20 protein-coding genes are annotated in these 26441 nt (G+C 61.2%); 16 read left to right on the top strand and 4 right to left on the bottom strand.

The genetic code is table 11. The features are described 5' to 3' along the window. Positions 1-43: 43 nt before the first annotated feature. The 9 genes from BHMPCIPO_RS23025 (at position 44) to BHMPCIPO_RS33870 (ending at position 9335) form a co-directional block, all read left to right on the top strand. The gene (locus BHMPCIPO_RS23025) at positions 44-910 is read left to right on the top strand and encodes a sugar phosphate isomerase/epimerase family protein (protein WP_246304648.1); all 867 of its coding nucleotides are present in this window, start codon (positions 44-46) and stop codon (positions 908-910) included. A 59-nt stretch (positions 911-969) separates the two neighbouring features. Beyond that, positions 970-2202 (top strand): ABC transporter substrate-binding protein, encoded by a 1233-nt coding sequence (locus BHMPCIPO_RS23020; RefSeq protein WP_173519130.1) that lies wholly within the window; start codon positions 970-972, stop codon positions 2200-2202. 177 nt (positions 2203-2379) lie between these two features. Next, positions 2380-3282, top strand: coding sequence for a carbohydrate ABC transporter permease (locus BHMPCIPO_RS23015; protein ID WP_173520151.1), 903 nt, complete (start codon positions 2380-2382; stop codon positions 3280-3282). Further along, entirely contained in the window at positions 3279-4106 is an 828-nt protein-coding gene (locus BHMPCIPO_RS23010; protein WP_173519129.1) for a carbohydrate ABC transporter permease, read from the top strand. Before BHMPCIPO_RS23015 ends, BHMPCIPO_RS23010 begins: the two co-directional genes overlap by 4 nt. Beyond that, positions 4103-5176, top strand: coding sequence for an ABC transporter ATP-binding protein (locus tag BHMPCIPO_RS23005; RefSeq protein ID WP_173519128.1), 1074 nt, complete (start codon positions 4103-4105; stop codon positions 5174-5176). The genes BHMPCIPO_RS23010 and BHMPCIPO_RS23005 overlap by 4 nt, the downstream gene beginning before the upstream one ends. Before the next feature lie 338 nt (positions 5177-5514). Beyond that, positions 5515-5652, top strand: coding sequence for a hypothetical protein (locus BHMPCIPO_RS23000; protein WP_173519127.1), 138 nt, complete (start codon positions 5515-5517; stop codon positions 5650-5652). A gap of 397 nt (positions 5653-6049) precedes the next feature. Beyond that, a complete protein-coding gene (locus tag BHMPCIPO_RS22995; RefSeq protein WP_173519126.1) occupies positions 6050-7807 on the top strand; it encodes an adenylate/guanylate cyclase domain-containing protein in 1758 nt (585 codons plus the stop codon). Positions 7808-8136: 329 nt separating this feature from the next. Then, positions 8137-8640: an SRPBCC family protein gene (locus tag BHMPCIPO_RS22985; protein ID WP_173520150.1), complete on the top strand. Its 504-nt coding sequence runs from the start codon at positions 8137-8139 to the stop codon at positions 8638-8640. Positions 8641-8981: 341 nt separating this feature from the next. Then, positions 8982-9335, top strand: a complete 354-nt coding sequence (locus BHMPCIPO_RS33870) for a DUF6894 family protein (RefSeq protein ID WP_376741686.1) — start codon at positions 8982-8984, stop codon at positions 9333-9335. 4 nt (positions 9336-9339) lie between these two features. On the opposite strand, the gene BHMPCIPO_RS22980 is transcribed toward BHMPCIPO_RS33870, so the two are convergent. The 4 genes from BHMPCIPO_RS22980 to selD all read right to left on the bottom strand — a co-directional run bounded on the left by BHMPCIPO_RS22980 (position 9340) and on the right by selD (position 15722). Beyond that, entirely contained in the window at positions 9340-10599 is a 1260-nt protein-coding gene (locus BHMPCIPO_RS22980; RefSeq protein ID WP_173519125.1) for an adenylate/guanylate cyclase domain-containing protein, read from the bottom strand. Further along, the gene (locus tag BHMPCIPO_RS22975) at positions 10596-10985 is read right to left on the bottom strand and encodes a response regulator (RefSeq protein WP_173519124.1); all 390 of its coding nucleotides are present in this window, start codon (positions 10983-10985) and stop codon (positions 10596-10598) included. The genes BHMPCIPO_RS22980 and BHMPCIPO_RS22975 overlap by 4 nt, the downstream gene beginning before the upstream one ends. Next, the gene (locus BHMPCIPO_RS22970) at positions 10982-14035 is read right to left on the bottom strand and encodes a GAF domain-containing protein (RefSeq protein WP_173519123.1); all 3054 of its coding nucleotides are present in this window, start codon (positions 14033-14035) and stop codon (positions 10982-10984) included. The genes BHMPCIPO_RS22975 and BHMPCIPO_RS22970 overlap by 4 nt, the downstream gene beginning before the upstream one ends. Positions 14036-14663: 628 nt before the next feature. Continuing rightward, entirely contained in the window at positions 14664-15722 is a 1059-nt protein-coding gene (gene selD, locus BHMPCIPO_RS22965; protein ID WP_173519122.1) for a selenide, water dikinase SelD, read from the bottom strand. A gap of 546 nt (positions 15723-16268) precedes the next feature. On the opposite strand from selD, the gene fdnG reads away from it, so the two are divergent. The 7 genes from fdnG (at position 16269) to selB (ending at position 26360) form a co-directional block, all read left to right on the top strand. After that, positions 16269-19355 (top strand): formate dehydrogenase-N subunit alpha, encoded by a 3087-nt coding sequence (fdnG, locus tag BHMPCIPO_RS22960; RefSeq protein ID WP_210266632.1) that lies wholly within the window; start codon positions 16269-16271, stop codon positions 19353-19355. Positions 19356-19366: 11 nt separating this feature from the next. Further along, on the top strand, positions 19367-20308 hold the full coding sequence (fdxH, locus tag BHMPCIPO_RS22955; RefSeq protein ID WP_173519121.1) for a formate dehydrogenase subunit beta: 942 nt from the start codon (positions 19367-19369) through the stop codon (positions 20306-20308). Further along, positions 20305-21024 (top strand): formate dehydrogenase subunit gamma, encoded by a 720-nt coding sequence (locus BHMPCIPO_RS22950; protein WP_173519120.1) that lies wholly within the window; start codon positions 20305-20307, stop codon positions 21022-21024. Before fdxH ends, BHMPCIPO_RS22950 begins: the two co-directional genes overlap by 4 nt. Before the next feature lie 49 nt (positions 21025-21073). Next, positions 21074-21991 carry a formate dehydrogenase accessory protein FdhE gene (gene fdhE / locus BHMPCIPO_RS22945; RefSeq protein ID WP_173519119.1) on the top strand — a complete coding sequence of 306 codons (918 nt, stop codon included), beginning with the start codon at positions 21074-21076 and terminating at the stop codon, positions 21989-21991. A gap of 93 nt (positions 21992-22084) precedes the next feature. Beyond that, on the top strand, positions 22085-23500 hold the full coding sequence (selA, locus tag BHMPCIPO_RS22940; RefSeq protein WP_173519118.1) for an L-seryl-tRNA(Sec) selenium transferase: 1416 nt from the start codon (positions 22085-22087) through the stop codon (positions 23498-23500). Then, complete coding sequence (locus BHMPCIPO_RS22935; RefSeq protein WP_376741685.1) at positions 23497-24324, top strand: tetratricopeptide repeat protein; 828 nt, start codon at positions 23497-23499, stop codon at positions 24322-24324. Before selA ends, BHMPCIPO_RS22935 begins: the two co-directional genes overlap by 4 nt. Beyond that, a complete protein-coding gene (gene selB / locus BHMPCIPO_RS22930; RefSeq protein ID WP_173519116.1) occupies positions 24321-26360 on the top strand; it encodes a selenocysteine-specific translation elongation factor in 2040 nt (679 codons plus the stop codon). The genes BHMPCIPO_RS22935 and selB overlap by 4 nt, the downstream gene beginning before the upstream one ends. Positions 26361-26441: the final 81 nt, after the last annotated feature.

The following is a 26441-nucleotide window of genomic DNA, read 5'->3' as shown; positions in this document are numbered from 1 at the left end:
GCCAATTTTGAAAAAAACCAGAAACTCCATTCGCATCGGCACGATGATTTCGGCCACCAAGGGCGGCGCAGACAAGCGCATCAGCCAGATCGCCGACATGGGCTTCGAGAGTTTCGAACCCTTCTTCTGGCAGACGACCAATGGGCAGGATCTCGCCGAACTTGGTAAGCGGTGCATCGAGGCGATCGGCGATCGCGACATCACCATCTCCACGCTCGGCATGTTCGGCAATCCGCTGGAGACGACGGAGATCGACGAGGAGACCCTGAAAGGCTGGCGGGATTGCATCGACAATGCCCATCACTTCGGTGCCACATGCGTTGCCGGTTTCACCGGCCGCCTTCGCGGCAAGCCTTTGACCGACAGTCTGCCGCGCTACCGCGAGATCTGGTCCGAGCTGTCAAGGCGCGCAGCCGACAGAGGCGTGAGGATCGCCTTCGAAAATTGCGCCATGGACGGCAACTGGCATACCGGCGACTGGAACATCGCGCACAATCCGGACGCCTGGGAACTCATCTTCAACGAGACGCCGGACGATCACATCGGCCTCGAATGGGAGCCGTGCCATCAGATGGTCTACCTGATCGATCCGCTGCCGCAGATCCGCAAATGGGCGAAGAAGATCTTCCACGTGCACGGCAAGGACGCGACCATCCGCTGGGACGTCATCCGCGAACACGGAATTTTCGGCAAGGAAAAGTTCGTCTTCATGCGTACGCCCGGCTTTGGCGACACCAACTGGACCGACGTGATTTCCGAGCTTCGACTGGCCGGCTGGTCCGGCTCGATCGATATCGAAGGCTGGCATGATCCGGTTTATCGCGACGATCTGGAGATGACCGGCCAGGTCCATGGACTGAATTACCTCAAGACGTGCCGGGGCGGCGAGTTCGTCGTCGACCCGGTCTGAGACGTGCATGCCGGCCGGCATGGAGGATGCCGGCATTGGGATAACCAAAGGAGGAGAAAATGGCTATCCGCGGATCCGCAATCCTGGGCGCTCTCGCCCTTGCAGGTGTCTCTTTGTTCGGTCTCTCTGCCAAGGCGGACGATGTCACGATCAGCGTCTGGTCGCTCGATCGCGATATCCAGCCCGCACCGAACCTGATAGCGGACTTCAACAAGCTGAGTACCGGCATCAAGGTCGAGTATCGCCAGATCCAGTTCGACGATGTCGTCAGCGAGGCGATGCGCGCCTATTCGACGGGTCAGGCCCCCGACATCATCGCCATCGACAACCCGGAACATGCGCTGTTTTCGTCACGCGGCGCATTCCTCGATCTCACCGACATGATCGCCAAGTCGACCGTGGTGAAAACGGCGAACTATTTTCCTGGACCTCTCGCCTCCACCATGTGGGACGGCAAGAACTACGGCCTGCCTAAGGCCACCAATACGATCGCGCTTTACTACAACAAGGACATGTTCAAGGCGAAGGGCCTCGATCCCGACAAGCCTCCGCAGACCTGGGATGAGCTGGTCGATGCGGCCCGCAAGCTGACGGACCCCGCCGCCAACGTCTACGGGCTCGCGTTCTCGGCCAAGGCGAACGAGGAGGGGACATTCCAGTTCCTGCCATGGGCGCAGATGGCCGGCGGTGGTTACGAGCACATCAATTCGGATGGCGCCGTCAAGGCGCTCGACATCTGGAAGACGATCATAACCGAAAAACTGGCCTCGCCGGATACGTTGACCCGCGGCCAGTGGGACTCGACCGGCACCTTTAATTCCGGCAACGCCGCCATGGCTATCTCCGGTCCATGGGAGCTCGACCGGATGGTGAACGAAGCGAAGTTCGACTGGGGCGTCGCGCTGCTGCCGGTGCCCGAGGTCGGTGCGGAGCGTTCGTCGGCCATGGGCGATTTCAACTGGGCGATTTTCTCGAACACGCAGCATCCCGCCGAAGCGTTCAAGGTACTTGAGTATTTCGCCTCCCAGGACGACCGCATGTTCAAGGACTTCGGGCAGCTTCCCGCCCGTTCCGACATCGCTATCCCCGAGACCGGGGTGCCGCTGAAGGACGCGGCTCTCAAGGTCTTCATCGAGCAGCTCAAGTTTGCAAAGCCGCGCGGTCCCCATCCGGAATGGCCGAAGATCTCGAAGGCAATCCAGGATGCAATCCAGGCGGCCCTGACCGGACAGATGACCTCGAAGGAAGCACTCGACCAGGCGGCTGAAAAGATAAAGGCGGTGCTTGGCTAAAGTCGGAAAGACGGCTTGCGCTTCCGGGTATTCCCGAAAGCGCAAGGACGCTCGGTCGCGCCCAGGCGCTGGAGCGAAAAACCGCAATCGGTGCTGGCCGTGCCGGCACCACCTGGTCGTGACAGGTCGCGCAATTTGCGACCCAAGTCGGCTGCTGGCTCGGCAGCGGGGGACATCATGAAACGCTTTCTATCCAGCATGATCGACGGCCGCGGCTTCGATATCGGCCTTGTCAGCCTGCCGCTCGCGTTCCTGCTTACGCTGTCCGGTCTGCCGCTGCTCTACAATATCGTCATGAGCTTCCAGGAGGTCGACATGTTCAGCCTCGGCAGCTTCTGGCGCCCCTTCGTCGGCCTCAAGAATTACCGCGATCTGTTCGCTCAGCCGGAAACGTGGCCGATCCTCGCCAATACCGCGACCTTCGTCATTGCTTCGATTGCCGGTCAGTTCCTCGTTGGTTTCGGCCTGGCGTTGTTCTTCTGGACAAATTTTCCAGGTGCTTCGTGGCTACGGGGCTTGTTCCTGGTGTCTTGGGTGATGCCCGGCCTTGTGGTCGGCGCGATCTGGAACTGGATTCTTTCAGGGGACTTCGGCGTCCTCAACTTTATCCTGCGCGAAACAGGTCTCATCGGAGGCAACATCTTCTGGCGCTCCGACCCCGATTTTTCGCTCTGGGCGGTCATCATTGCCAACATTTGGCTTGGCACATCCTTCAACATGATCCTGCTGTCCGTGGGACTGTCAGCCATCCCCCGCGATCTCTATGAGGCATCCGAGTTGGACGGCGCCAATGTTTGGCAACGCTTCTGGACGATCACGCTGCCAATGATGCGCGCATCGATAGGTGCCATCATCGCGCTCGGGCTTATCTTCACGCTACAGCAATTCGATCTGTTCGCAGCCATCACCTCGGGAGGGCCGAACAATGCGTCGAACGTCACGCAATACTGGGCCTGGGATTTGTCGTTTCGGCAGTACGATTTTGCCAAGGGCGCGACGATCTCGGTGATCATGATCGTCTTCGTGATGATTGCCTCGGTCGTCTATGTACGCTCAACACGGCATGAGGTGCGCGGATGAGTAACGTAACCCGTGATCGTCTGCTTTTCGCAGCCGCCATCATTCTCGCCGGCATCTATCTGTTCCCGCTCTACTGGATGTACATCACCACGATCAAATCGGGGTCGGAGATGTTTGCCACGCCGCCGACCTTCTGGCCGACCGATCCCCAGTGGCAGATCTTCGGCAACGTCTGGCAAGGCCGGAATATGGGCCGGTATATCTGGAATTCGCTAGTGATTGCCTGCGGGGCGGTCAGTGTCATCGCGGTGCTCGGTGTCGGCTGCGCCTACGTGCTGGCGCGCTACCGCAACATCTGGGTCGATATCGGGCTTTTCCTGATCCTCATGTTGCAGGTGCTCCCGGCATCGCTGATGGTGACGCCGATCTTCGTGGGCTTTTCGCAAGTTGGACTGCTCAATTATCCGCGGCTTGCGGTCATCCTTGCGATTGCGGCGAAAAGCATGCCCTTCTTCGTCGTTCTGGTCCGCGCGACCTTCATGAGTGTTCCTCAGGAATTGGAGGAAGCAGCACTCGTGGACGGCAACTCCAGGGTCGGCGCCTTCTTCAACATCGTCCTGCCGCTGGCACGAAACGGCATCCTCGTCAGCGTCATCCTGATCTTCATGCAGGCCTTCGGAGAGTTCGTCTATTCGAAATCGATGATCCAAGCTGTCGAGCTTCAACCGGCCAGCGTCGGTTTGAACTCCTTCATGGGGCCGAACACCAACGAATGGAACAACATCATGGCCTATGCGGCGATCTACGTGACGCCGATCCTCGCCATCTTCGTCCTCCTGCAACGCCGCATCGTCTCTGGCCTTACCTCGGGAGCGCTCAAATGACCGCCCAGATCGAACTGACCAACGTCAACAAGTACTATGGCGCCTATCACGCGCTGAAGGATATCGAGCTTTCGATCCGCAAAGGCAGTTTCACCGCGCTAGTCGGTCCGTCCGGGTGCGGCAAGTCGACACTTCTGCGGTCGCTGGCCGGATTGGAGAGCATATCGTCCGGTACCCTGAAAATCGCCGGCGAGGTTATGAATGCCGTGCCACCGCGCAAGCGAGATGTGGCGATGGTTTTCCAGTCATACGCGCTTTATCCGCATATGACGGTCGAGGAAAACCTGACCTACAGCCTGCGCATCAAGGGCGTTGCCAAGGCCGAACGCAAGAAGGCAGCAAATGAAGTCGCCGCCGTGACAGGGCTTACGCACCTGCTCGGGCGCTATCCGCGTGAACTTTCCGGCGGGCAGCGTCAGCGCGTGGCGATGAGCCGGGCGATTATTCGTCATCCCAAGGCATTCCTCTTCGACGAGCCGCTCTCCAATCTCGATGCCGCACTTCGCGTTCACATGCGCAAGGAAATCCGCGCGCTGCACGACCGGCTGGGCGCCACGTCGGTTTATGTCACTCACGACCAGGTGGAAGCGATGACGATGGCGGACCATGTCGTCATCTTGCGCGATGGAATTATCGAGCAGCAGGGCAGCCCGCTTGAGCTTTATGATCGGCCGGCGAACAAGTTCGTGGCCGGGTTCATCGGATCTCCGGCCATGAATTTTTTGCCTGCGATCGGCGGCCAGGATGGGCAATCGATCATCTTGGATCTCGGCGTCAAACAAACAATCGCCATCAACCGGGCGGTGCGGCCCGGGCAGGCCCTGAGTATCGGCTTGCGTCCAGAGCATATCGAGCTTGCTGCGCCGGATCAGGGCGCTCTCTCGGCGCCAGTGGCGCTGGTCGAATCGACCGGGGCGACCTGCTTTTTGACGATGGCAACGACGCCCGAGCTTTCGGTGGTCTTCAATGGCCGCTCGGGGGCAAGAGCCGGCGACAGGGTCGGGCTGAACTTCGCCTCCGGCAGCATTCATCTTTTCGACGCCGCAACCGAACGGCGCGTGCCGGGCTGAGGGCAAATGGCTATCGGCCGGCAGCGCTCGCATGCATCCCGCCTACGGGTTTGCCGACGTCCGCTGACGCCCTTGCGATGGCGAAAGATCACATAAGGTATCGATCGCGCGACGGGTCACATTGACCGAGAGGCTAATCCTTCGGCTGTGCGGATGATCACGACCCATCCCGCGAGAAGCCAGATGATGAGGGTGGCGCGATCGTCCCGGCCGTGCGTCTTCGTTTCAGTAACGTACTCGTTCGAATACAGGGTTTGGTTGAAAATCGAGCTGTCGCCTGGTTGTCCGAGCCTTTGCCGATGACTATGTGTGCGGCAACCAAGAAGGGATCAAACTCAATGCGTATAGTCACATTGTTGCTCGTACTCTCCGCGCTCGCCGGATGCGCCCAGACCGCCGGCGGTGCGAGCAGTGTCAGAGAGGATTACTACGGCGGTGACGGCGGATTCTATGCGGGCGCGGTTGCCCCGCGCTGAAGCGGTGCAAGCGCGCTGATCGGATTCGTTCCTTAAGCTCGGAGACGAGAGAGGCGGTCGCCGTCAGACGAAGAGATGGGTGTAGTCGTGTTCCGGTCTTTGGCAGACCCTGATCGCAAAAGCTCTACCGATCGCCAATTCGGGGAGCTTCATGACGGCTGTAGGTTGCCAAAGGTTCGATCCCTTTCAAGGGCGTTCAAGGCGAGGGATTTCGCAGTCGGCTTGCCGCAGGGTGCGTGGACAAGCTGCGATTGTCTCGAGCGGGTGGAGACTGTCATGCAGCATGGCTGCTGAGATCTTTCATCCGATCTTGCTGGCGACAAACATCCGCGAATGTGGGAAACTGCGCGCATATTAAGCCCCACGATATCGTGGCGCCGCAGGAGCGGTCACAGCCGTGGATCGAAAGCTTGCAGCCATCCTTTCAGCCGATGTTGTTGGCTACAGCCGCCTTGCCGCGCTGGACGAGGAGGGTACGGTTCGCGCACTCGATCTGTGCCGCAATCGGATCGCCGAATGGGTACGCGAGCATGGCGGCCGTATCTTCGGTAGCGCCGGTGACGGCTTTGTTGCCGAGTTCTCAAGCGCTGTTCAGGCCGTCCGGTGCTCCGTCGAAATCCAGCGCGGTCTTCTTGGCGTGTCAGAAGACCCCGAACGGCGCTTGGAATTCCGCATCGGCGTCAATCTCGGTGATGTCATTGTGTCGCGAGACGATCTGCTCGGAGACGGCGTCAATATTGCGGCTCGCCTGCAGGAAATGGCCGCTCCGTCAGGCATCTGCATTTCGGGATCTGTGCGTGAACATCTCGACGGCAAGGTGCCGTTTACGCTGACCAGCCTCGGCGAGCGCAGCTTGAAGAACATCCCGCGGCCAATTTTCGTCTTTCGGGTCGAATGGCAGCAAGCGACGCCTGTCGAAGGCGGCATCGCGTCCGCGCCATCATTTGCCGTCCGCCGTGACAAGGACCAGCCGTCGATCGCCGTCATGCCCTTCGACAACCTCAGCGGTCAGGGTGACGAATACTTCGTGGACGGCGTAGTGGAAGAGATTACCGCTGCGCTCTCCCGTGTTCGGGACTTCTTTGTCATCGCGCGCCAGTCCGCCTTCACTTACAAGGGACGCTTTGTCGATGTGCGTGAAGTCGGCAGGGAGCTCGGTGTCAATTATGTGGTCGAGGGTACCGTTCGCCGAGACGGCGACCGATTGCGCATTTCGGTGCAGTTGATCGATGCCGAGACAGGGGCCCAGTTCTGGGCCGATCGTTACGAAGGCCCAATCGAAGATATTTTCGAGTTCCAGGATCGGATCGCGGCTCAGGTGGCAGGCGCCATTCACCCAGCCATCCGCGATGCCGAGATCGCACTGGCCAGGCGCAAGCCGCCGACCAGTCTCAGGGCCTATGATCTCGTTATGCGGGCCTTCCCGAACCTCTGGGGCCGCCGCAAGGATACCAACAACCAGGCGATCGAATTGCTTCAGCAAGCAATTGCCGTCGATCCGGGCTATGGCCGCGCCCATGCACTCCTGGCGTGGTGCTATGCCTCGAACGCCTCCTACCTGTGGACCGAACAGCCGGAACGTGAGCTGGAAAAGGCGCGCGCGGCGGTTGAAGCCGTAGGCTCGATCAGCGATGATCCAACCGCCCTGACTGCCGCCGGCGCGGCAACGAGCATCTGCGGCGACCAGAAGCGCGCCACCACCTTCATCGAGAAGGCCCTTGCGCTTGATCCAAACAATGCCTGGGCATGGGCGCGCCTCGGCTGGCTCGCCATTTACAAGGACGAAGCCACGCAAGCGAGGGAACATTTCCAGCGTGGGATGGCTCTGAGTCCGAGGGATCCGTTCGTATTCAACATGAGATTGGGGATGGCCTTTTCTCTGGCCATGGAAGGTTCTCTTTCACAGGCCATCGCGATCGCCCATGAGGTCATCAACACCTATCCTGACGTGACCTGGTCCTACCGCCATCTCGCCGCCTGGTCGGCGATGAGTGGAGACCTTGAGACCGCCCGATGGGCCGCGCAAAAGCTGTTGGCGGCCGAGCCAGGCTTTACAATCGACCGGTATCGAGCGCTACCCTGGTTTCAAAACATACCCCAGTGGCAACATCAAATGGCCGAGGGCTTGCGGAAAGCAGGATTGCCCGAACGCTGATTGGTTCTGAAGCACGTGCGAGGTTCGCTCTCGGCCGGGAGTTTGATCGCTTGTGCAAAGCCAACCAAATGTCTTGGAAGATTGAAGGGGCCATTCTTCCTGAGCCCCGTGCACGGATTGTTGCGAGGATGTTCGCGTTCTGGGCCAAGAAGATCCATAATGTATCAAGTGGAAGCGCCTCAATTCCTTGTCGCGCCTTTGCGCGAGGGGACGCGTCGATCACCAGTCTCGCGGATAAGTTCCCAGATGACGCTGACCGGTATGAAGAAGCACGTCCAGGTTCTAACGAGCGGGCGGGGCTCGTCGTCACGCAGAAGGTCGGACGGGAGATGCATCAGCAGGCTAACAGTCCAGGTGGCGCGCAGAACCGCACGTCAGTCGAGCGCAAAGGGAATCGCGAACTCGTCGTAACGCGGACATTCAATGCGCCGCCGAGCACGCTTTACAGGGCGTGGAGCCAGCCCGAGCTGTTCCAGCGCTGGTGGGTGCCAAAATCGATATCCGGCGTTTCGCTCGTATCGTGCGATATGGACGTCCGTACCGGCGGCAAATATCGGCTGGAATTCGGCGCCGGCGGTTCGGACACCATGGCCTTCTATGGCAAGTATCTCGAGGTGGTGCCGAACGAGCGCATCGTCTGGACCAACGACGAGGGCGAAGAGGGCGCGGTTACGACCGTGATTTTCGAGGACCATGGCGGGAAGACGCTGCTGACTTTCCACGAAGTCTATCCGTCCAAGGAGGCGCTTGAGGAAGCACTACAGGGCTCGGCGGCCGCATTGCCGGAACAGCTGGAGCAACTCGACGAATTGCTTTCCGGCAAAGGCGAGTAGCGCGGGTCGAGAAACTCGCCTCGGGGGAACGTCTGCTCTTGGAAGTGACGCCACCCGCCTTTCCGCCCGGAGCGAGGCCCAAAGCGGCCAACGATGCCTCCGCCTTTGGGAGCGACTTCCAGACCATGCGCCGCGCCGTTCATCGCGTGAAGGGTGCGTTGAAATTGGCCTGCGGTTTGGGGCGCCCGCCCGAGCCGTTGGAGCTGGGCTGGCATCAGGAACGAACGGTCGCGCCCCGGCAAAGCAACCAGGCGGCGAGGGATGTCACGCAACTGTCACGCGCAAATTTCTTTAGAAACTGCTAAGAAGTAAAAAAGCCATGCCGGTGTTCGAGTACGAAGATGCGCCGATATCTCTTTCACATTCATCTTCTTGGGACGTTCAATCGCGACCGCACCGGAACGTTTCATGCCAGCGATAGCCAGGCGGTGGCGCGCGGGAGATCGGTTGCGGACGGGATTGCAGAAGACGACAGGCACCGGAGCGTAATCGTAACTGTTGAAAGGGCAGGTGGCCCGGTTTTGGCCCGCGTCACTGCGACGAAGGCCATGCCTCCCTGGCAGTCTGCAAGCTCGAAGTTCGAACACGCCTGGCGGGAACTGCCGGCCTGGATACCAGCCAACTCCCGCGGGATTGCAACCGGGCGTTCGGGGAGGAATGAAGGTTTGGACGATGGGCTGGTCCTGAAAGACTAGCCGATCAGTGGAAATTCTTGAGGTTGATGGTTGCGCTGAATTCGCCGTTCATGAGCCGCTTCAGGTGAAAGCCAGCGAGCGGGTCCTCCGGATTGCGACCGACCAGTGCAGCGAATGAAGCCACGGCATGAGGATCGCCGGCCTCCAGCTCTTCGAAGGCAGCCATGTACGCCCGGGTTGCGCCACTGGCATAGATTTCGGCCTCAAGCGGCTCGAACGCGCGGATCGGCTCCACCCTACCTCTAAGCAGGAGGTCGCCAACAGGGCGACCGCAAAACCCCTGCATGTTCGCCGCGAGGCTGCCACTCACGCAAATACGCGTGCCGAGCGACTTGTTGGCCGCTTCCAGGCGCGCGGCAACATTGATGGTGTCGCCATAGGCACTATAGTCGAAGAACTTTCCTCCGCCGAAGTTGCCGACTACGGCCGTGCCGGCATGTGCACCAATCCGGGTGTGTCCAAGGGCTATTCCTTTTCTGCACCAGTGTTCACGAAAAGACTGTGCGAAGGCGTCAAGTGCGAATGAACAGGCGATCGCGCGACTGGCATGATCCGACTGATCGACCGGCGCACCGAAAAGGACGTGCAGCGCGTCGCCAATGACCTTGGCGACAGTACCGTCGTGGGAAAACACGATGTCGGTCATGCCGACGATGTAATCATTGAGGAGTTGCCCGAGCACGTTCGGCTCGATCGTTTCCGCCAGTGTGGTGAACCCGGTCAGATCGGTAAAGAGCGACGCAACATTTCGGCGTTTTCCACCAAGATCGAGAGCGTCGGCGCCGCTGGCCAGGCGTTCGGCAAGGTTTGGCGAAAAGTAACGGGAAAGCGATGCGCGTGCCTGCTCCGCCGCCGACTGCCTGCGTTGCGCCTCGCGCAACGTCTCCACATGGTGGATCGTCTTGACGATCGTTGCCTCCAGATCGGGAAAATCGATCGGCTTCGTTACGAAATCATAGGCGCCGCGGTTCATCGCGATGCGGATGTTGGCCATATCGCTGTAGGCGGAGACGATTATCGTGGATAGGTCCTCGTCCATCTGCTGAAGCTTCGCCAGCAGCGACAGGCCGTCCATACGCGGCATGTTGATGTCGCTCAGCACAATATCCACGTCGCGGTTGGCGGCAAGCACGGCCAAGGCGTCAACTCCGTCGCGGGCGAACAGGAAACGCAATGATCCGTCACGGACCTGCTTCCGGAATTTCTGGAGAAGAAGCATCTCCAGGTCCGGCTCGTCGTCCACAACGAGTATGTTCGTGTTCATGCGGCGCGCCCAACTCGACTGTCGATTTCTTCTCTCAACGCGCTGAAGTCGATTGGCTTGGTCAGCAACGCTTCTGCGCCACTTTCCATGGCTCTTCGCTTCGTGTCCGGATCGCCATAGGCAGTGATCATGATCACCGGCACGTCAGGCCGTACGCTCTTCGCCTTCGGCAGCAATTCGAGCCCGCTCATGCCTGGCATGTTAACGTCGGACAGGATGAGAATGAGCGTGACGTCACCTGCATCGGCGATCCTTTCGAGGGCGGATGACGCTGATCGCGCGAACTCCATGACAAAGCGGCCGGCGCGCAGATCGTGGCGGAACTGCTGTCTGAAAAGCAACTCGACGTCAGGCTCGTCATCGACCACCAGGATGAGGAGGCTCATGTTCTGCCCTCCGGCGTGGTCTTCGCCGGGGTGTTCCGCGGCAGTCGAATGCGAAACTCGGTGTAACGACCAGGTTCCGTGTCCACCTCGATGGAACCTGCATGCTGCTTGACGATGATGTCGTGGCTGAGCGACAGGCCGAGGCCCGTCCCCTCGCCAGCAGGCTTGGTTGTGAAAAAAGGATTGAACATCTTCTCCCTCACCCCTGGTGGGATTCCGACACCGTTATCACGGATAGTGATCTCAACGCTTTCTCCGAGGTCCCGGGTCACCGCCGCCAGCGTCGGCTCATAACCGTCGCCGGGCACAGATGCCGCGCGGTTGCTCGTCGCATAGAAGCCGTTCGAGATGAGGTTGAGAAGTACGCGTGTGATCTCCTGCGGGTATAGGTCGACCTCCCCGGCCGCCGGATCGAGTGATTTCTCCAGCGTGATCGTGAACCCCTGCTTTTCGGCTCGAGCGCCATGATAGGCGAGATTCAGGCTCTCCTCGACGATGGCGTTGATATTGGTCGGCCTGCGCTCGCCCGCTCCCTGACGCGAATGCATGAGCATGTTCTTGACGATTGAATCGGCGCGCTTGCCGTGCTGGACGATCTTTTCAAGATTGCCCTTTATCGTCTCGGCGAGTGTGTCGATCTCGGCGCGCGGCGCGCCGTCGGCTACAGTGCCGTCGAGTGCCTGCTGAAGCTCTTCGAGCAACTCCACCGACAGCGCCGAGAAGTTGTTCACGAAGTTCAACGGGTTCTTGATTTCGTGCGCAATTCCGGCGGTCAGTTGTCCGAGCGAGGCGAGCTTCTCCGTCTGGATCAACCGGTCCTGAGTGGCTTTGAGTTCCTCAAGGGAGCGCGACAGTTCCTCGGTTCTCGTCTGCACTTCCTGGAAGAGACGCACGTTCTCGATGGCAATCACGGCCTGGTCGGCGAAGGTCGATGCCAACTCGATCTGCTTCTCGGTGAAGGGCCGCACGGTCTTCGAGCGGGCCAACGCGAGCACCCCGATCGGGCTACCTTCGCGCAGGAGCGGCACGCCAAGTACGCTACGAAACCCGCCAAGTCTTTGCGCTTCCGGCATGGCGTACTCGGGATCGTCGAGGACGTCGGCGATCTGAACCGGCCGGACCTCAAGCAGGGTTCGCCCGACTACGCTGCCGCGCCCCGGCTCCAGCGGCAGCGTTCGGAAATACTGATCGAATTCCTGCGAGAAGCCGAAGCGGGCGACAGGATAGTGCGCGTCACCCATCGGCCGGGTCATCGTAGCCATGTCCGCCTCGCAAAGATGGGCAGCGGACGCTACGAGGGTATCCAGAACCGATTGCAGGTCGAATGCGGAGCGGCTGATGACCTTCAGTACGTCCGCCGTCGCGGTCTGCTGCTTCAGCGCCTCGGCCAGTTCGGCGGTCCGCGACTTCACCTCGTCGAACAGTCGCACGTTCTCGATTGCTATGACTGCCTGGTCGGCAAAGGTCTGGAGAAGGTCGATCTGCTTTTCGGCAAATGGCTTGACTTCAGTTCGTCGTATGACGAGACCACCGACAGCCTCCTGTTGCCGCAGCAAGGGCGCGGCCAAGATCGTGCGATGCCCCATCCGCACGGCCATGCTTTGCCCCTCTGGGAACTCATCGGCATTGGCAGTCAGGTCAGGCACATGAACCGGTTTTCTGTCGACCACAGCCCGTCCGGTCACCCAGCCCCGTGATATTGGCCAGCCGACGAAATCGATCGGTATTGGCCCGTGATGTGCCCGCAAGTAGAGAGTGTCTCCATCCTTTAGGAAAATGGCCGCATCATAGGCCTCGCAAAGCCGCACCGCCGATTCGACGAGCGTATCCAGCACCGTCTGGAGATCGAAGGTCGACCGACTGATGACCTTGAGGACATCGGCTGTCGCAGTCTGCTGCTGCAGTGCCTCCTTGAGGTCGAGATTCCGTTCCTCCAGATCCGAAAACAATCGAACATTCTCGATCGCTATCCCGGCCTGGTCGGCGAAGGTCTTGAGGAGTTCGATCTGCCGATCGGGAAACAATCCTGGTTCGGTTCGTGCCACGACAATGGTGCCGATCGGAACACCGCCGCGCATGATCGGTGCGGCCAGCAGGCTTCGGTGGTTCGACGCTTGAGCCCTGATGGCGGGATGCATCACGTATTCCGGGTCGGCGAGCCGGTCCGGTATCTGTTCCACCGATCGGCTGAGGATCGAACGCCCGGCCGCAGTGCCTCGACCCGGTGGGGCTGGAAGCACCGCGCTCTCGGGTTCCAGCTGGTGATGGGCCACGAAATGCAACAGTTCGCCATCGTAGCGAAACACGTGGCAGAATTGCGCGCCGCACAGCTGGGCGGCGCGCTGGGCGATCGTGTCGAACACGGGCTGCGTATCGGTCGGTGAGGTCGAGATGACGCGCAGGATTTCGCTCGTTGCCGTCTGCTGTTCGAGCGCCTCGGTGAGCTCTCGGTTGTGCGCCTTAGCCTCGTTGAAGAGCCGGACGTTCTCGATCGCGATCACCGCCTGATCGGCGAAGGTTCGCAGCAGCTCAACCTGCCGCTCGGGAAAGAGGCCGATCGCGCGCCGCGTGACGGCGATCGCTCCGATCGGACGTTCCTTCCACAAGAGCGGCACGCCAATGGCGCTGCGGTAGGACACGATCTTCGCGAGCGGCAGCATCTTATAATCAGGGTCGGTAAAGACGTCGGGGATCTGTTCGACGACACCGCCGATAAATGCTCGGCCCGTGACATTGCCTCTGTTTGGTTGCTGCGGAAACTTGGCACCTACGGCTTCGATGCCCTCGCGTGAAATGCCGTGATACGCGGCCGGATGCAGCAGCTCGCCGTCGAACCGAAACACAAAACAAAATTCTGCCGCGCACAGCCTCGCTGCGCTTTTCGCTATAGCATCGAAGACGGGCTGCGCGGAACTGGTTGAGGTCGGAATGACCCGCAATATTTCGCTCGTCGCTGCCTGTTGCTCGAGGGCCTCGTCAAGCTCCCGCTTCAGCAGTTCGACCTGTTGTCTGAGACTGACGCTTGATTCATCCGCCTCGCGCCCCTCCACTGCAGTATCCCCCCATGCAATCAGCTTGCGTCGAGCGCTACCCTCACCACCACGGGGTGCGCCATGGCCGGCGCCAGAATGGGTAGAATACTCCAACTGATAAGGTGTGACGAGGTTACTTCCACTGCCATGCTCGTCTGAGACGGCGTCTGGTCCAGGCGGCAATTACACTCAGCGATGAGACTGCCGGTTCGGAACCTTTAGCTCCGTCAGTCCGTTTTTGCAGTGAAAGGCGCGAGCATAACGTTATGTCAGAGAAAGTTCCTGTGCCGCCGAGGAAGGGCGAGCCGAAACCACGGCCGGACCGCAATCGCGATCCGCACAACGCCGAGCCGAAGTCCGAACAGACACATCCGCCTCGCGACACGAGAGACACGCCGGCACCAAACCCGAATGGCAAGGGCGCCTCTGAAACGTGAGGCCGATTACGGTCCGCCACCCATGGCCAACAGCGACCATGGCCACGGCACCGACGTCTATTTCGCTCTTAGAAATCAATGATCGCCTTTTCGCAAAATTCCGTCCACTGAGCACGGCGGCGACGACCCGTGCGCGTCAAGCGCCACTCGATCTGGCAGATTTATTCCGCTGCTGGAGCAAACCAATACTCCAGAAGATCGACCGGCACTCAGGCAACGATGCGAACTCCGGGCTCGCCGTCCTCGACCTCACCAATAATCCTGGCGGCGGGATAGCCTGCCGCAACTATGTGATGAAGCAGATCCTGCGCTCGGTGGGCGCTGCATGACACAAGAAGACCGCCGGAGGTCTGGGGATCGGTCAAGATGTGGCGTTGCCACATCGGGAGAGCATCGGGCAGAGAGACCTCCGTGGCATAACTGGCCCAGTTGCGATCGGATGCGCCGGTCACGAATCCTTGCTCTGCGAGCTCGGCGCAGCGGGAAAAGAGGGCAAAGTTGCCCGCCTTCAGCGACAACAGCTTTTGTGATCCGCGTGCCATCTCCAAAGCGTGGCCGAGCACACCGAAGCCGGTGACGTCGGTGACTGCGTGCACGTCGGGGTCCCCAGCGAGTTCGGTGCCGATGCTGTTGAGACGCGTCGTCGATGCGATGAGTTCCGCATAGGCATCCGACGGCAGCGCCCCCTTCTTGAAGGCCGCTGAATAGATCCCGACACCGAGTGCCTTTGTCAGGATCAGCGTGTCGCCGGTTCGGGCGCCGCTGTTGCGCCGAATGCTGGCCGGCGAACATGTTCCGATCACCGCCAGGCCATAGATGGGCTCGGGGGAATCGATCGAGTGGCCACCCGCCACCGGAATGCCTGCCTCTGCGCAAATTACGGCGCCGCCTTTCAAGATCTCCCGCACCATTTCGGCCGGCATCTTGGCGATCGGCATGCCGACAATGGCGAGTGCCATAATGGGCTTGCCGCCCATGGCATAGACGTCGGAGATGGCGTTGGTCGCTGCGATCCGGCCGAAATCGAAGGGATCGTCGACCATCGGCATGAAGAAATCAGTGGTCGCGACGACGCAGGTCTCGTCGTCGAGCTGCCAGACGGCGGCGTCGTCGCCCGTCTCCGTGCCAACGAGAAGGCGGGTGAAGGCTCCGGTGGGTTGATCGGCAAGCAATTGCTGCAGAACCGAGGGTGCCAGCTTGCAGCCGCAGCCGCCGCCGTGGGCAAGTGCGGTCAGCCGGAGGGGCGTCGTTGCAGTCGAGGTATCCATGATTGCCTCCCATGCTTCGCAAGGATGAAACTCCAGCCCGCTCCCGGTCCGTCACGAATCTCACGAGAACGGATCACGCATTCAATCGCATCCGGCTCCAGAGCACTGCGCGTCCAATCACATGTGAACAGTCGCCGTAAGACTTTGCAATTGCTGTAATCGGGCCGTACCGCGGTGACTTCCGCCAGCGGATACATGCGGTAATCGAATTCCGGCCCATCTGTTCGTATGTTGCAGAATATGAACGGACACAATTTGAAGCGCTCGCCGGCTGCGGCGGCGTAATGTCAGCCCGGTGTGCGGCGCCCCGAAACTCGGGAGCGGCGAGCAAGTTCATGAATTGAATATGGTCGATCGCTAACAGAGCGTCAATTCGGGTTCGTTTAACTGGAGCATGGTATTCATGTTCAATTAAATTGACAATAGAATACAGACAGCTAAGATTTTAATTTCAAAGACCGAGTCACGCCTGAGTATGCGAAGGCGTACCGAGGTCTTCCGGCGCGCCCCTGTTGGCAAAGCCGGTTTTCAGGGAGGTATCATGGCATGAACATGGAACTCTCGCGGCGCCAATTTCTCGGCGCAGCCGGTGCCGGGGTTGCGGCCACTGCGCTCGGTGCCCTTGGCTTCGGTGACATCGAAGCAGCGCATGCCGAAGCGATCCGCACCTTCAAGCTGGTAAACACCACCGAAACCCGCAACACGTGCCCCTATTGCTCCGTCGCATGCGGCGTCATCATGTATTCGAAGGGCGACCGGACGAAGGGCGAGCAGGCGGAGATCATCCATATCGAGGGTGACACCGACCATCCGACCAACCGCGGCACGCTCTGTCCGAAGGGCGCGGCGCTGCTCGATTTCGTCAAGTCCGACACCCGGCTGAAATATCCGATGATCCGCAAACCGGGGTCGGACAAGTTCGAACGGGTCAACTGGGATGACGCGCTCGATCGGATCGTGCGGCTGATGAAGGATGACCGCGACGCCAATTTCGTGGAGAAGAACAAGGATGGCGTGACGGTGAACCGGTGGATAACGACCGGCTTCCTCGCGGCCTCGGCGACAACGAACGAAACGGCATGGGAGACCTACAAGGTCGTCCGCAGCGCCGGGATGTTGGTCTTCGACAACCAAGCGCGTGTCTGACACGGCCCTACGGTAGCCAGTTTGGCTCCAACATTCGGCCGCGGCGCAATGACCAACTCCTGGACGGATATCAAGAACACCGACCTCGTGATCATCATGGGCGGTAATGCCGCCGAAGCGCATCCATGCGGCTTCAAATGGGTGACCGAGGCGAAGGCCAACCGCGGTGCGAAGCTGATCGTCGTCGATCCGCGCTTCACCCGCTCTGCGTCGGTCGCCGATCTCTATGCTCCGATCCGCCAGGGAACGGACATCGCCTTCCTGCTCGGCGTGATCAACCATTGCATTCGCAACGACAAGGTGCAGTGGGACTACGTCAAGGCGTTCACCAACGCCAGCTACATCGTCAAGGACGGCTTCGCCTACAAGGACGGGCTGTTCACGGGCTACAATGAGGCAAAGCGCGATTACGACAAGTCGACCTGGGACTATGTCATCGGGCCTGACGGCTATGCGACGGTGGACGACACGCTGACCAATCCGCGCTGCGTCTGGAACCTGCTAAAGGAGCATGTCGCCGTCTATACCCCCGAAATGGTGGAGCGCATCTGCGGCACGCCGAAGGACAAGTTCCTGAAGGTCGCTGAAATGATCGCGGAATGCTCGTCGCCGACCAAGGCGATGACCTCGATGTATGCGCTCGGCTGGACGCAGCATTCCAAGGGCTCGCAGAATATCCGCGCCATGGCGATGCTGCAGCTGATCCTCGGCAATATCGGCATTCGCGGCGGCGGCATGAATGCACTGCGCGGCCATTCGAACATTCAGGGCCTGACCGATGTCGGGCTGATGTCGAATCTGCTCCCCGGCTACCTGACGCTGCCGAATGAAAAGGAGATCGACCTCGAGACCTACATGTCGACACGCGGCTTCAAGCCGCTGCGGCCCAACCAGATGAGCTACTGGCAGAACTACAGGAAGTTCTTCGTAAGCTTCCAGAAGGCGATGTGGGGTGCTGCCGCCACACCGGAAAACCAGTTCGCCTATGACTGGCTGCCGAAGCTCGACGTGCCAGGCTACGACATCCTGCGCGCCCTCGAGCTCATGACCCAGGGCAAGATGACGGGTTACCTGTGTCAGGGCTTCAACCCGTTGCTTGCGGCGCCGAACCGCAAGAAGGTGACGGACGCGCTGTCGAAACTCAAATATCTCGTCACGATGGATCCGCTCGACACCGAGACGGCACGATTCTGGGAGAACCACGGCGAGTTCAACGATGTCGATCCTTCGCAGATCCAGACGGAGGTGATCCAGCTTCCCTCCACCTGTTTTGCCGAAGACGAAGGTTCGCTCACCAATTCCAGCCGCTGGCTGCAGTGGCATTGGCCGGGCGGCACGCCTCCCGGTGAAGCAAGGACCGACAATTGGATCATGGCGCAGATCCACGTGCGGCTGAAGGAACTCTACCGCAAGGAAGGCGGAGCATTCCCTGATCCGATCATCAATCTCGACTGGGCTTATGCGGATGCCGGGGAACCGACAGCCGAAGAGCTTGCCAAGGAGATCAACGGCAAGGCGCTTGCCACCGTCTACGATGCTGCCGACCCGACAAAGGTCTTGGCTGAGGCCGGCAAGCTGCTACCGGGCTTCGCGGCGCTGCGCGACGACGGTTCGACCTCGAGTGGTTGCTGGATCTATTCCGGCTGCTTCAACGAGAACGGCAACAACATGGCCCGGCGCGACACATCCGACCCGGACGAGACCGGCGCCTATGCCAAGTGGGCGTTCTCCTGGCCGGTCAACCGCCGCATCCTCTACAACAGAGCCTCGGCGGACGTAAACGGCAAGGCGTGGGATCCGAGCCGCAAGCTGATCGAATGGGACGGCGCAAAATGGGCGGGTTATGACGTGCCCGATATCGCGCCGACAGCCAAGCCCACAGATGTCGGACCGTTCATCATGAATCCCGAGGGTGTCTCGCGCCTCTTCACGCGCGGCTTGATGCGTGACGGGCCGTTCCCGGCGCATTACGAGCCGTTCGAATCGCCGCTCGACAACCTCGTGGCGCCGAAGGTGCGCGGCAATCCCGCAGCAAGGGTATTCAAGGGCGACTTCGAACAATTCGCCGAAACCGCCTCGAAGGAGTTCCCCTATGCGGCGACGTCCTACCGGCTGACCGAGCACTTCCACTATTGGACCAAGCATTGCCGGACGAATGCTGTGCTGCAGCCGGAATTCTTCGTCGAGATATCCGAGGAACTCGCGGCCGAGAAGGGCATCACCAAGGGTGGCTGGGTGCGCGTTTGGTCCAAGCGCGGATCGATCCAGGCCAAGGCCGTCGTCACCAAGCGGATAAAGCCGCTGATCTGCGACGGCAAACCGGTCCACGTCGTGGGCATACCGTTGCACTGGGGCTTCACCGGCGCGGCTAGAAAAGGCTTCGGTCCGAACTCGCTGACGCCGTTCGTGGGCGACGCCAACATCGAGACGCCAGAATACAAGGCGTTCCTGGTCAATATCGAGCCCATTGCTGGGCCGGTGGCGTAGGAGGCTGTGCCATGTTCCCTCCCGTCCTAAACCCCACCACCGTACCTCAAGAGCCGAAGTTCGGCGAAAGGGACCTGATGCGGCGATCGGCGTCTACGGTAACGCCGCCGGCCCAGCGGCAGACCGAGGTGGCGAAACTCATCGACGTCTCGAAGTGCATCGGCTGCAAGGCCTGCCAATCGGCCTGCATCGAATGGAACGACACTCATCCGCAACTCGAGAGCAATACGGGCATCTACGAAAATCCACACGACCTGACCCCCGACATGTTCACGCTGATGCGGTTCACCGAGTGGGAGAATCCGGATACGAACAATCTGGAATGGCTGATCCGCAAGGACGGCTGCATGCATTGCGAGGACCCTGGCTGCCTCAAGGCGTGCCCCGCACCCGGGGCTATCGTTCAATATTCGAACGGCATCGTCGATTTCGTCCACGAGAACTGCATCGGTTGCGGTTATTGCGTCAAAGGGTGCCCGTTCAACATTCCCAGGATTTCCGAGGTCGATCACACCGCCTACAAATGCACGCTCTGCTCTGATCGCATCGCCGTCGGTCAGGGACCGGCCTGCGCCAAGGCCTGCCCGACGCAGGCGATCGTCTTCGGCACCAAGGAGGAGATGAAGAAACATGCGGAGGGGCGGGTCGCCGACCTGAAGTCTCGCGGCTTTGACAGTGCGGGCCTTTACGATCCGCCGGGCGTTGGCGGCACACATGTCATGTATGTGCTGCACCATGCCGACAAGCCGGAGATCTATGCCGGTCTGCCCAACAATCCGGCGATCAGCCCGATCGTCGAGGCGTGGAAGGGCGTGACGAAATATGCCGGCCTCGCCGTCATGGGCGTCGCGGCGGTCACCGGCTTCCTGCATTACATGGTCAACGGCCCGAACCGCGTTTCCGAAGAAGACGAGGAGGCGGCTCAGCGGCTCACGGGAGATCGGTCCTCATGAGTACGGATAGTGGATATGACGTCGGGAAAGGCGACAGCGTTCACCCCGGCAAACCCGTCACGGTCGATCGCTATACCGGCGGCGCGCGGATCAACCATTGGATCACCGCCACGAGCCTCGTCCTGCTCGCGCTTTCCGGCCTATCCCTGTTCCACCCGCGGCTCTTCTTCCTGTCTGCGCTCTTCGGCGGCGGTCAATGGGTGCGGACCATTCACCCCTGGATCGGTGTCGTCCTTTTCTTCAGCTTCCTTGGTCTTTTCTTGCGCTTCTGGAAGCTCAACCTCTGGAAACGGGAAGACGGCACCTGGCTTGCACGCGTGCGCGACGTGCTCGCTGCCCATGACGAACGCTTGCCTGAGGTCGGCAAGTACAATGCCGGGCAGAAGCTGGTCTTCTGGTCCATGTCGACCCTGATCATCGTGCTGATAGGGTCCGGTATCGTCATATGGAATCAGTATTTCGCGGCTTACACCACGATCGAGCAGCAGCGATGGGCCCTTCTGGTGCACTCGATCGCCGCCATCCTCGCGATCAGCGTCTGGATCACCCACGTCTATGCAGCGATCTGGGTAAAGGGTACGATACGGGCGATGGTACGTGGATCCGTGACGGGCGGTTGGGCCTGGCGATATCACCGCAAGTGGCTGCGCGAACTGGTCGCCAGACCGCCGACGAAAGAGCCGACGGCAGACAGAAAAAGGACCGCAGCCGAGTAGTTTTTCTGGGTTCGCATCACGTGACCCGTCGGGTTCGTGAGGGAGTGTGATGACACGCAAAGACGCCACAGCGCCCGATCCGACCGCTATTGGAGACGTCTCCTCGCCACCCTTTGCGCGCCTGCCAAACATCGCGTCCCTCTTTGCCACGCGAGCTACGCGTTTCAGTCATCTGGCCGAGGTGAGCGGCCTTGCACCCTATCTCAACTTCCTTGCAGGACTGACGACCGCGCAGCACCTCATCCAAGCCGACCTCCCGCCCGCCGAGAGCCCCGACGCCGCGACACTGCTGCGCGCCCGTGAGTTCGAAATGCCGCCGCTCCACTGCAACAGGATCGAGGACGGCGAAGCAATCCACGCCACATTCGACCGTCTGTTCGCCGCCGCTGACGCGATCGAAAAGCCGGCCGCGGCTGCCGACGCCCTCGCTCGGGTGATCGGCGCCGATCGTGAAGCACGTCTTGCCATGGCCGAAACCATCCTTTCCGGCTCATTGCCTGAAGACGCGGTTGCCGAGCACATCTTCGTCTGGGCCGCGCTTCAGGTGCAGTTCGCTCGGCTGGCATCCGTGCTTGACCCCGCCACATTAAGGCCAGTCGCCGACGGCATTTGCCCGGCCTGCGGTGGCAGGCCCGCTTCGTCCATGGTCGTCGGCTGGCCGGGCTCGCACGGCGCGCGCTTCTGCTGCTGCTCGCTTTGTTCGACCCTCTGGCACCATGTCCGCATTAAGTGCGTACTTTGCGGCTCCACCAAGGGGATCGGCTATCGCGAGATCGAGAACCACGGTGGCACCGTCAAGGCTGAAACCTGCGACGAATGCCATGGCTGGACGAAGATCTTCTATCAGAACAGAGCACCGGCGACCGAGCCGATTGCCGACGATGTTGCGAGCCTCAGCCTCGATCTCCTGATGCGTGAAGGTCCCTATCGCCGGGGTGGGTTTGCACCGCTTCTGGCCGGAATCTAGAGCGAGATGAGGAAAGGTCTGAGTGGTTTATCCGCCGGCATCCCGCTCTAACTTGGTGGGATCGGGTCGAGGCGCGCCCCAGGGAGAGCCGGAATGGACGCCAATGCCAGGTTGCGTGACATCCCCTCGGTGGACGAGCTTCTGAGATCGGCGACCCTTGTCGAAGCGATCGAATGCTTCGGGCGGCGAGCTGTGACCGAAGCCTTGCGGAGTGTACTGGTCATGATCCGGGAGGACGTGCGTAAAGGCGAAGAGGTTCCCTCTCCGGACGCCATTGCCACGGCTGCCGTCGCGGCGCTCGAGGCAAATGATCGATCGACGCTGCGCCCGCTATTCAACCTGACGGGAACAGTGCTCCACACCAATCTCGGCCGCGCATTGCTGGCGGAGGCGGCGATCGATGCCGCGACGGCTGCGATGCGCGAAGCAGTCGCGCTCGAATTCGACCTCAAGAGCGGCAGACGCGGGGAGAGGGACGATCACCTGGGCGCGCTCATCTGCGAGTTAACTGGCGCGGCGGGTGCGACCGTGGTCAACAACAACGCCGCCGCGGTGCTGCTGACGCTGAACAGCCTGGCGGCCGGCCGGGAAGCGATCGTCTCGCGCGGAGAGCTTATCGAAATCGGCGGGGCGTTTCGCATGCCGGACATCATGCAGTGCTCCGGGGTCCGACTCGTCGAGGTCGGCACCACCAACCGCACTCATGCCCGGGACTACAGGGACGCCATCGGGCCCGAGACCGGACTGATCTTGAAGGTCCACACCTCCAACTACCGCATCGAGGGCTTCACCAAGGAGGTCGGGGCGCGCGAGCTGGCGACAATCGCCCATGAGCACGGGCTGCCGTTGATCAACGATCTCGGCTCCGGCACACTTGCCGATCTCGACCGCTTCGGGCTCGCTCATGAGCCGACCGCCGCCGAAGCAGTCGCCGACGGTGCCGATATCGTCACTTTTTCCGGCGACAAGCTGCTTGGTGGACCGCAGGCCGGCCTCATCGTCGGGCGCGTCGACCTCCTCGAAAGGATCAACAGGAATCCGATGAAGCGGGCGCTGCGCCTTGACAAGATCCGCTTGGCGGCACTGGAGGCAACGCTCCGGCTCTATCGCGACCCGGACCGCTTGAGCGAGCGCCTTCCGACGATGCGTCTGCTCGCGCGTCCGCAGGCCGAGGTCCGCCAGCAGGCCGAGCGGTTGTGCCCCTCGGTGGAGCGGGCGGTCAATGGCGCATTCAAAGTCTCGGTCATCGATTGCGGCAGCCAGATCGGTTCCGGCGCCTTGCCGCTCGTCACCGTGCCGAGCGCGGGTCTGGCACTTGCGTCATTGTCCGGCAGCGGCCGCATGCTTGCCGAACTGGCCGCGGCCCTGAGGCGCCTGCCGATGCCGGTCATCGGCCGCATCGAACGCGGGTCGCTCATTCTGGACCTGCGCTGCCTCGAGGACGAGGAAGGCTTCGTCGCCAATCTCGCGGTCCTCGAACCGTTGGCAGAAGAGGGAGCTGCATCGTGAACCTTCTCAGCCGTCTCTTTGGAAGGCCGCCCAAGGGTGAGGGGGGCCCGGAAGCACCCATGGCAAAGGCGCTCGCCGCAGCGCGCAACAGCGACTACGAAACCGCTCTCGCCCTTTGGGGACCTCTTGCACAGGCGGGGAATGCCCGGGCCCAGAACAATATCGGCGCATGCTTTGCCGGCGGCTTGGGAGTCGCCCGGGATGCCGGCCTTGCCTATCGCTGGCTCAGTCTTGCTGCAGAGGCCGGCGATCCTGTCGGTCAGCGCAACCTCGCGTCGCTTCTCTTCAAGGGCGAGGGGATCCCGCCGGACTACGAGCGCGCAGCAAGCCTGTACCGCCAGGCCGCCGAACAAAATGACGCGGAAGCTCAGGACATGCTGAGTTGGATGGCGCTCGAAGGAGATCTCATCGAGCCCGATTTTGCCGAAGCCTGTCGGTGGGCGCTGGCGGCCGCGCAGAACGGTTCCGCGGCATCAATGACGCGGCTCGGCATGCTCTATCACAATGCCATCGGGGTGGCGCGTGATCCGGTCGAGGCTGCCTACTGGTGGCGGCGCGGCGCGTGCGCTGGCGATGCCGACGGTCAGGCGATGCTTGGCGCGGCCTATCATCTTGGAAGCGGCACAGCCCACGACCCGATCGAGGCCTTTGCCTGGCTGATAAGGGCGCGCGGCGGAGGCAGTGCGCTGGCGGCGCCGTTCTTCGACGTCGTGCGCGCCGCGCTCAATGACGAGGAATTGCAGGAGGCCGAACGGCGAGCCTCGCTGCCGCTCTCCGAGGCGGCGGTGCCGCTTCGGCCCACGAATGAGAGGGATCAAAGGTGATCGTAGGCACAGCCGGCCACATCGATCATGGCAAGACGTCGCTCGTGCGGGCGCTGACCGGAGTCGACACGGATCGGCTGAAGGAGGAGAAGGACCGCGGCATATCGATCGAGCTCGGTTTTGCCTATATGCCGGTCGAGGGCGTGGAGACGATCGGCTTCGTTGACGTGCCCGGCCATGAGAAATTCATCCACACCATGCTTGCAGGCGCCGGCGGCATCGATTTCGTGCTGCTCGTGGTCGCGGCCGACGACGGCGTCATGCCGCAGACGCGCGAGCATCTCGCTATCGTCGATCTGCTTGGCATCAGGCACGGGGTCATCGCCATCACCAAGGCCGATCTCGTGACAGACGCTCGCGTTGCGGCCGTCGAGCAGGCGATGCGCAACCACCTCGCGGAAACGGCGCTTGCGGATGCGACCATTATCCCGGTTTCGTCGATATCGGGCGAAGGTGTGGCGACGGTTCGCGACGAAATCCTCGACGTGGCACGGCGTTTCACGCAGCGGCAAGCAAACGGATGTTTCCGCATGGCCATTGATCGCTCCTTCACTATCCAGGGCGTAGGGACGGTCGTCACCGGAACCGTTCTTTCGGGCCAGGTGTCGGTCGAAGATTATATCGTCGTCAGCCCTTCGGGCCTCAAGGCACGGGTGCGATCAATCCACGCGCAGAACAGCCAAAGCGAAACCGGTCGCGCTGGCGATCGCTGCGCGCTCAACCTCGTTGGTCCCGCCATCACGAAGGCGGCCGTCGGCCGCGGCGACGTGATCTGCGACCCCGGCCTATATGCGCCGACCGACCGCATCGACGCGACTTTACGCGTGCTTGGCTCCGAGCCGAAGCCGATCGGCCATTGGTTCCCGGTGCGGCTTCATCACGCCTCCGTGGAAGTTGGAGCCCGCATCGTCCTCTTGGCCGAACAGGCCGTGTCACCAGGAACGCGCGCGCGCGTCCAACTGGTACTGGACCGGCCGATCGCGGCGGCCGCCGGTGACCGCTATGTTGTTCGCGATACGTCCGCCCGGCGCACGATCGGCGGCGGTCGGTTCCTGGATTTGCGCGCCCCCGCAAGGAAGCGCCGCACGCCGGAACGGATGGCGCAACTCGATGCACTGTGCTTGAGCGAAGTACGACAGACGATCGAAGCGCTACTCGCCATTCCACCCTTCTTCATCGACATCGGCGCCTTCGGCCGCGATCGGGCGATTGCTGCCGCGGAAGCGCAAGCTCTGGCGCGATCCCTAGGCGTGATTGAACTGCCATCGGATGCCGCCAGGCTCGTCATGTCCTTGCAAAGCTGGGAGAAACTCCGAGGCGACATTCTTGCCCGGCTCACGGTTTTTCATGCGGAAAATCCGGATCTGCTGGGCATGGGTGTTGAGCGGTTGCGGACAGCGCTTCCGCTGCGCCTGCCGGCACCGGCGTTCCGCGCGGCCCTGCAGGCCCTCGTCGCGTCGGTAGAGATTGTGGTGGATGGCGCCTGGGTGCGGCTTGTCGAACATCAGGTCACCATGGGCCCCGCTGACGAACGGCTCTGGCGTCAGATCGAGCCGCTGCTCGGTGGATCCGAACGCTTCCGCCCGCCACGCGTGCGCGATATTGCCGTGTTGCTGGCGATCCCGGAGGTGCAGGCGCGCCGTCTCCTGAAACTCGGCAGCCGCATGGGCCGGGTGCACGAAGTGGCGCATGATCATTTCTTCCTGCGCCAGGTGGTCGCCGAGATGATCGCTATCACGGCAGAGATCGGTGCGGTCGCCGACCAGGGCTGGTTCACTGCGATGCAATTTCGCGATCGCCTCGAAAACGGTCGCAAGGTTGCTATCCAGATCCTTGACTTCTTCGATCGTCACAGCGTCACCTTCAGGCGCGGGGACCTCCGCCGCCTCAACCGAAGCCGTCTGGATTTCTTCGGCAATTTGCCGAATGCTGTCCCTGGAGTGCCACTCGTCCGATCGGACGCGCGAGGAGGAGATGCGTCCCCGGTGGGGCGTCCGGACTTCAAATTTGATCGCGGTCGTACTTCCCCGTCCTGACCCATCCTTCAAAGTGCCGGAAGCTCCGGCGTTATCGTTGCCCCCTATGTTAGATCGTGTTATTGGATTTCGGTCGGTGCT

This window comes from Ensifer sesbaniae (genome assembly GCF_013283665.1).
GTDB lineage: Bacteria > Pseudomonadota > Alphaproteobacteria > Rhizobiales > Rhizobiaceae > Ensifer > Ensifer sesbaniae.
The sequence above is the reverse complement of the archived record's forward strand: the minus strand, read 5'-3'. Positions and strand labels throughout refer to the sequence as shown.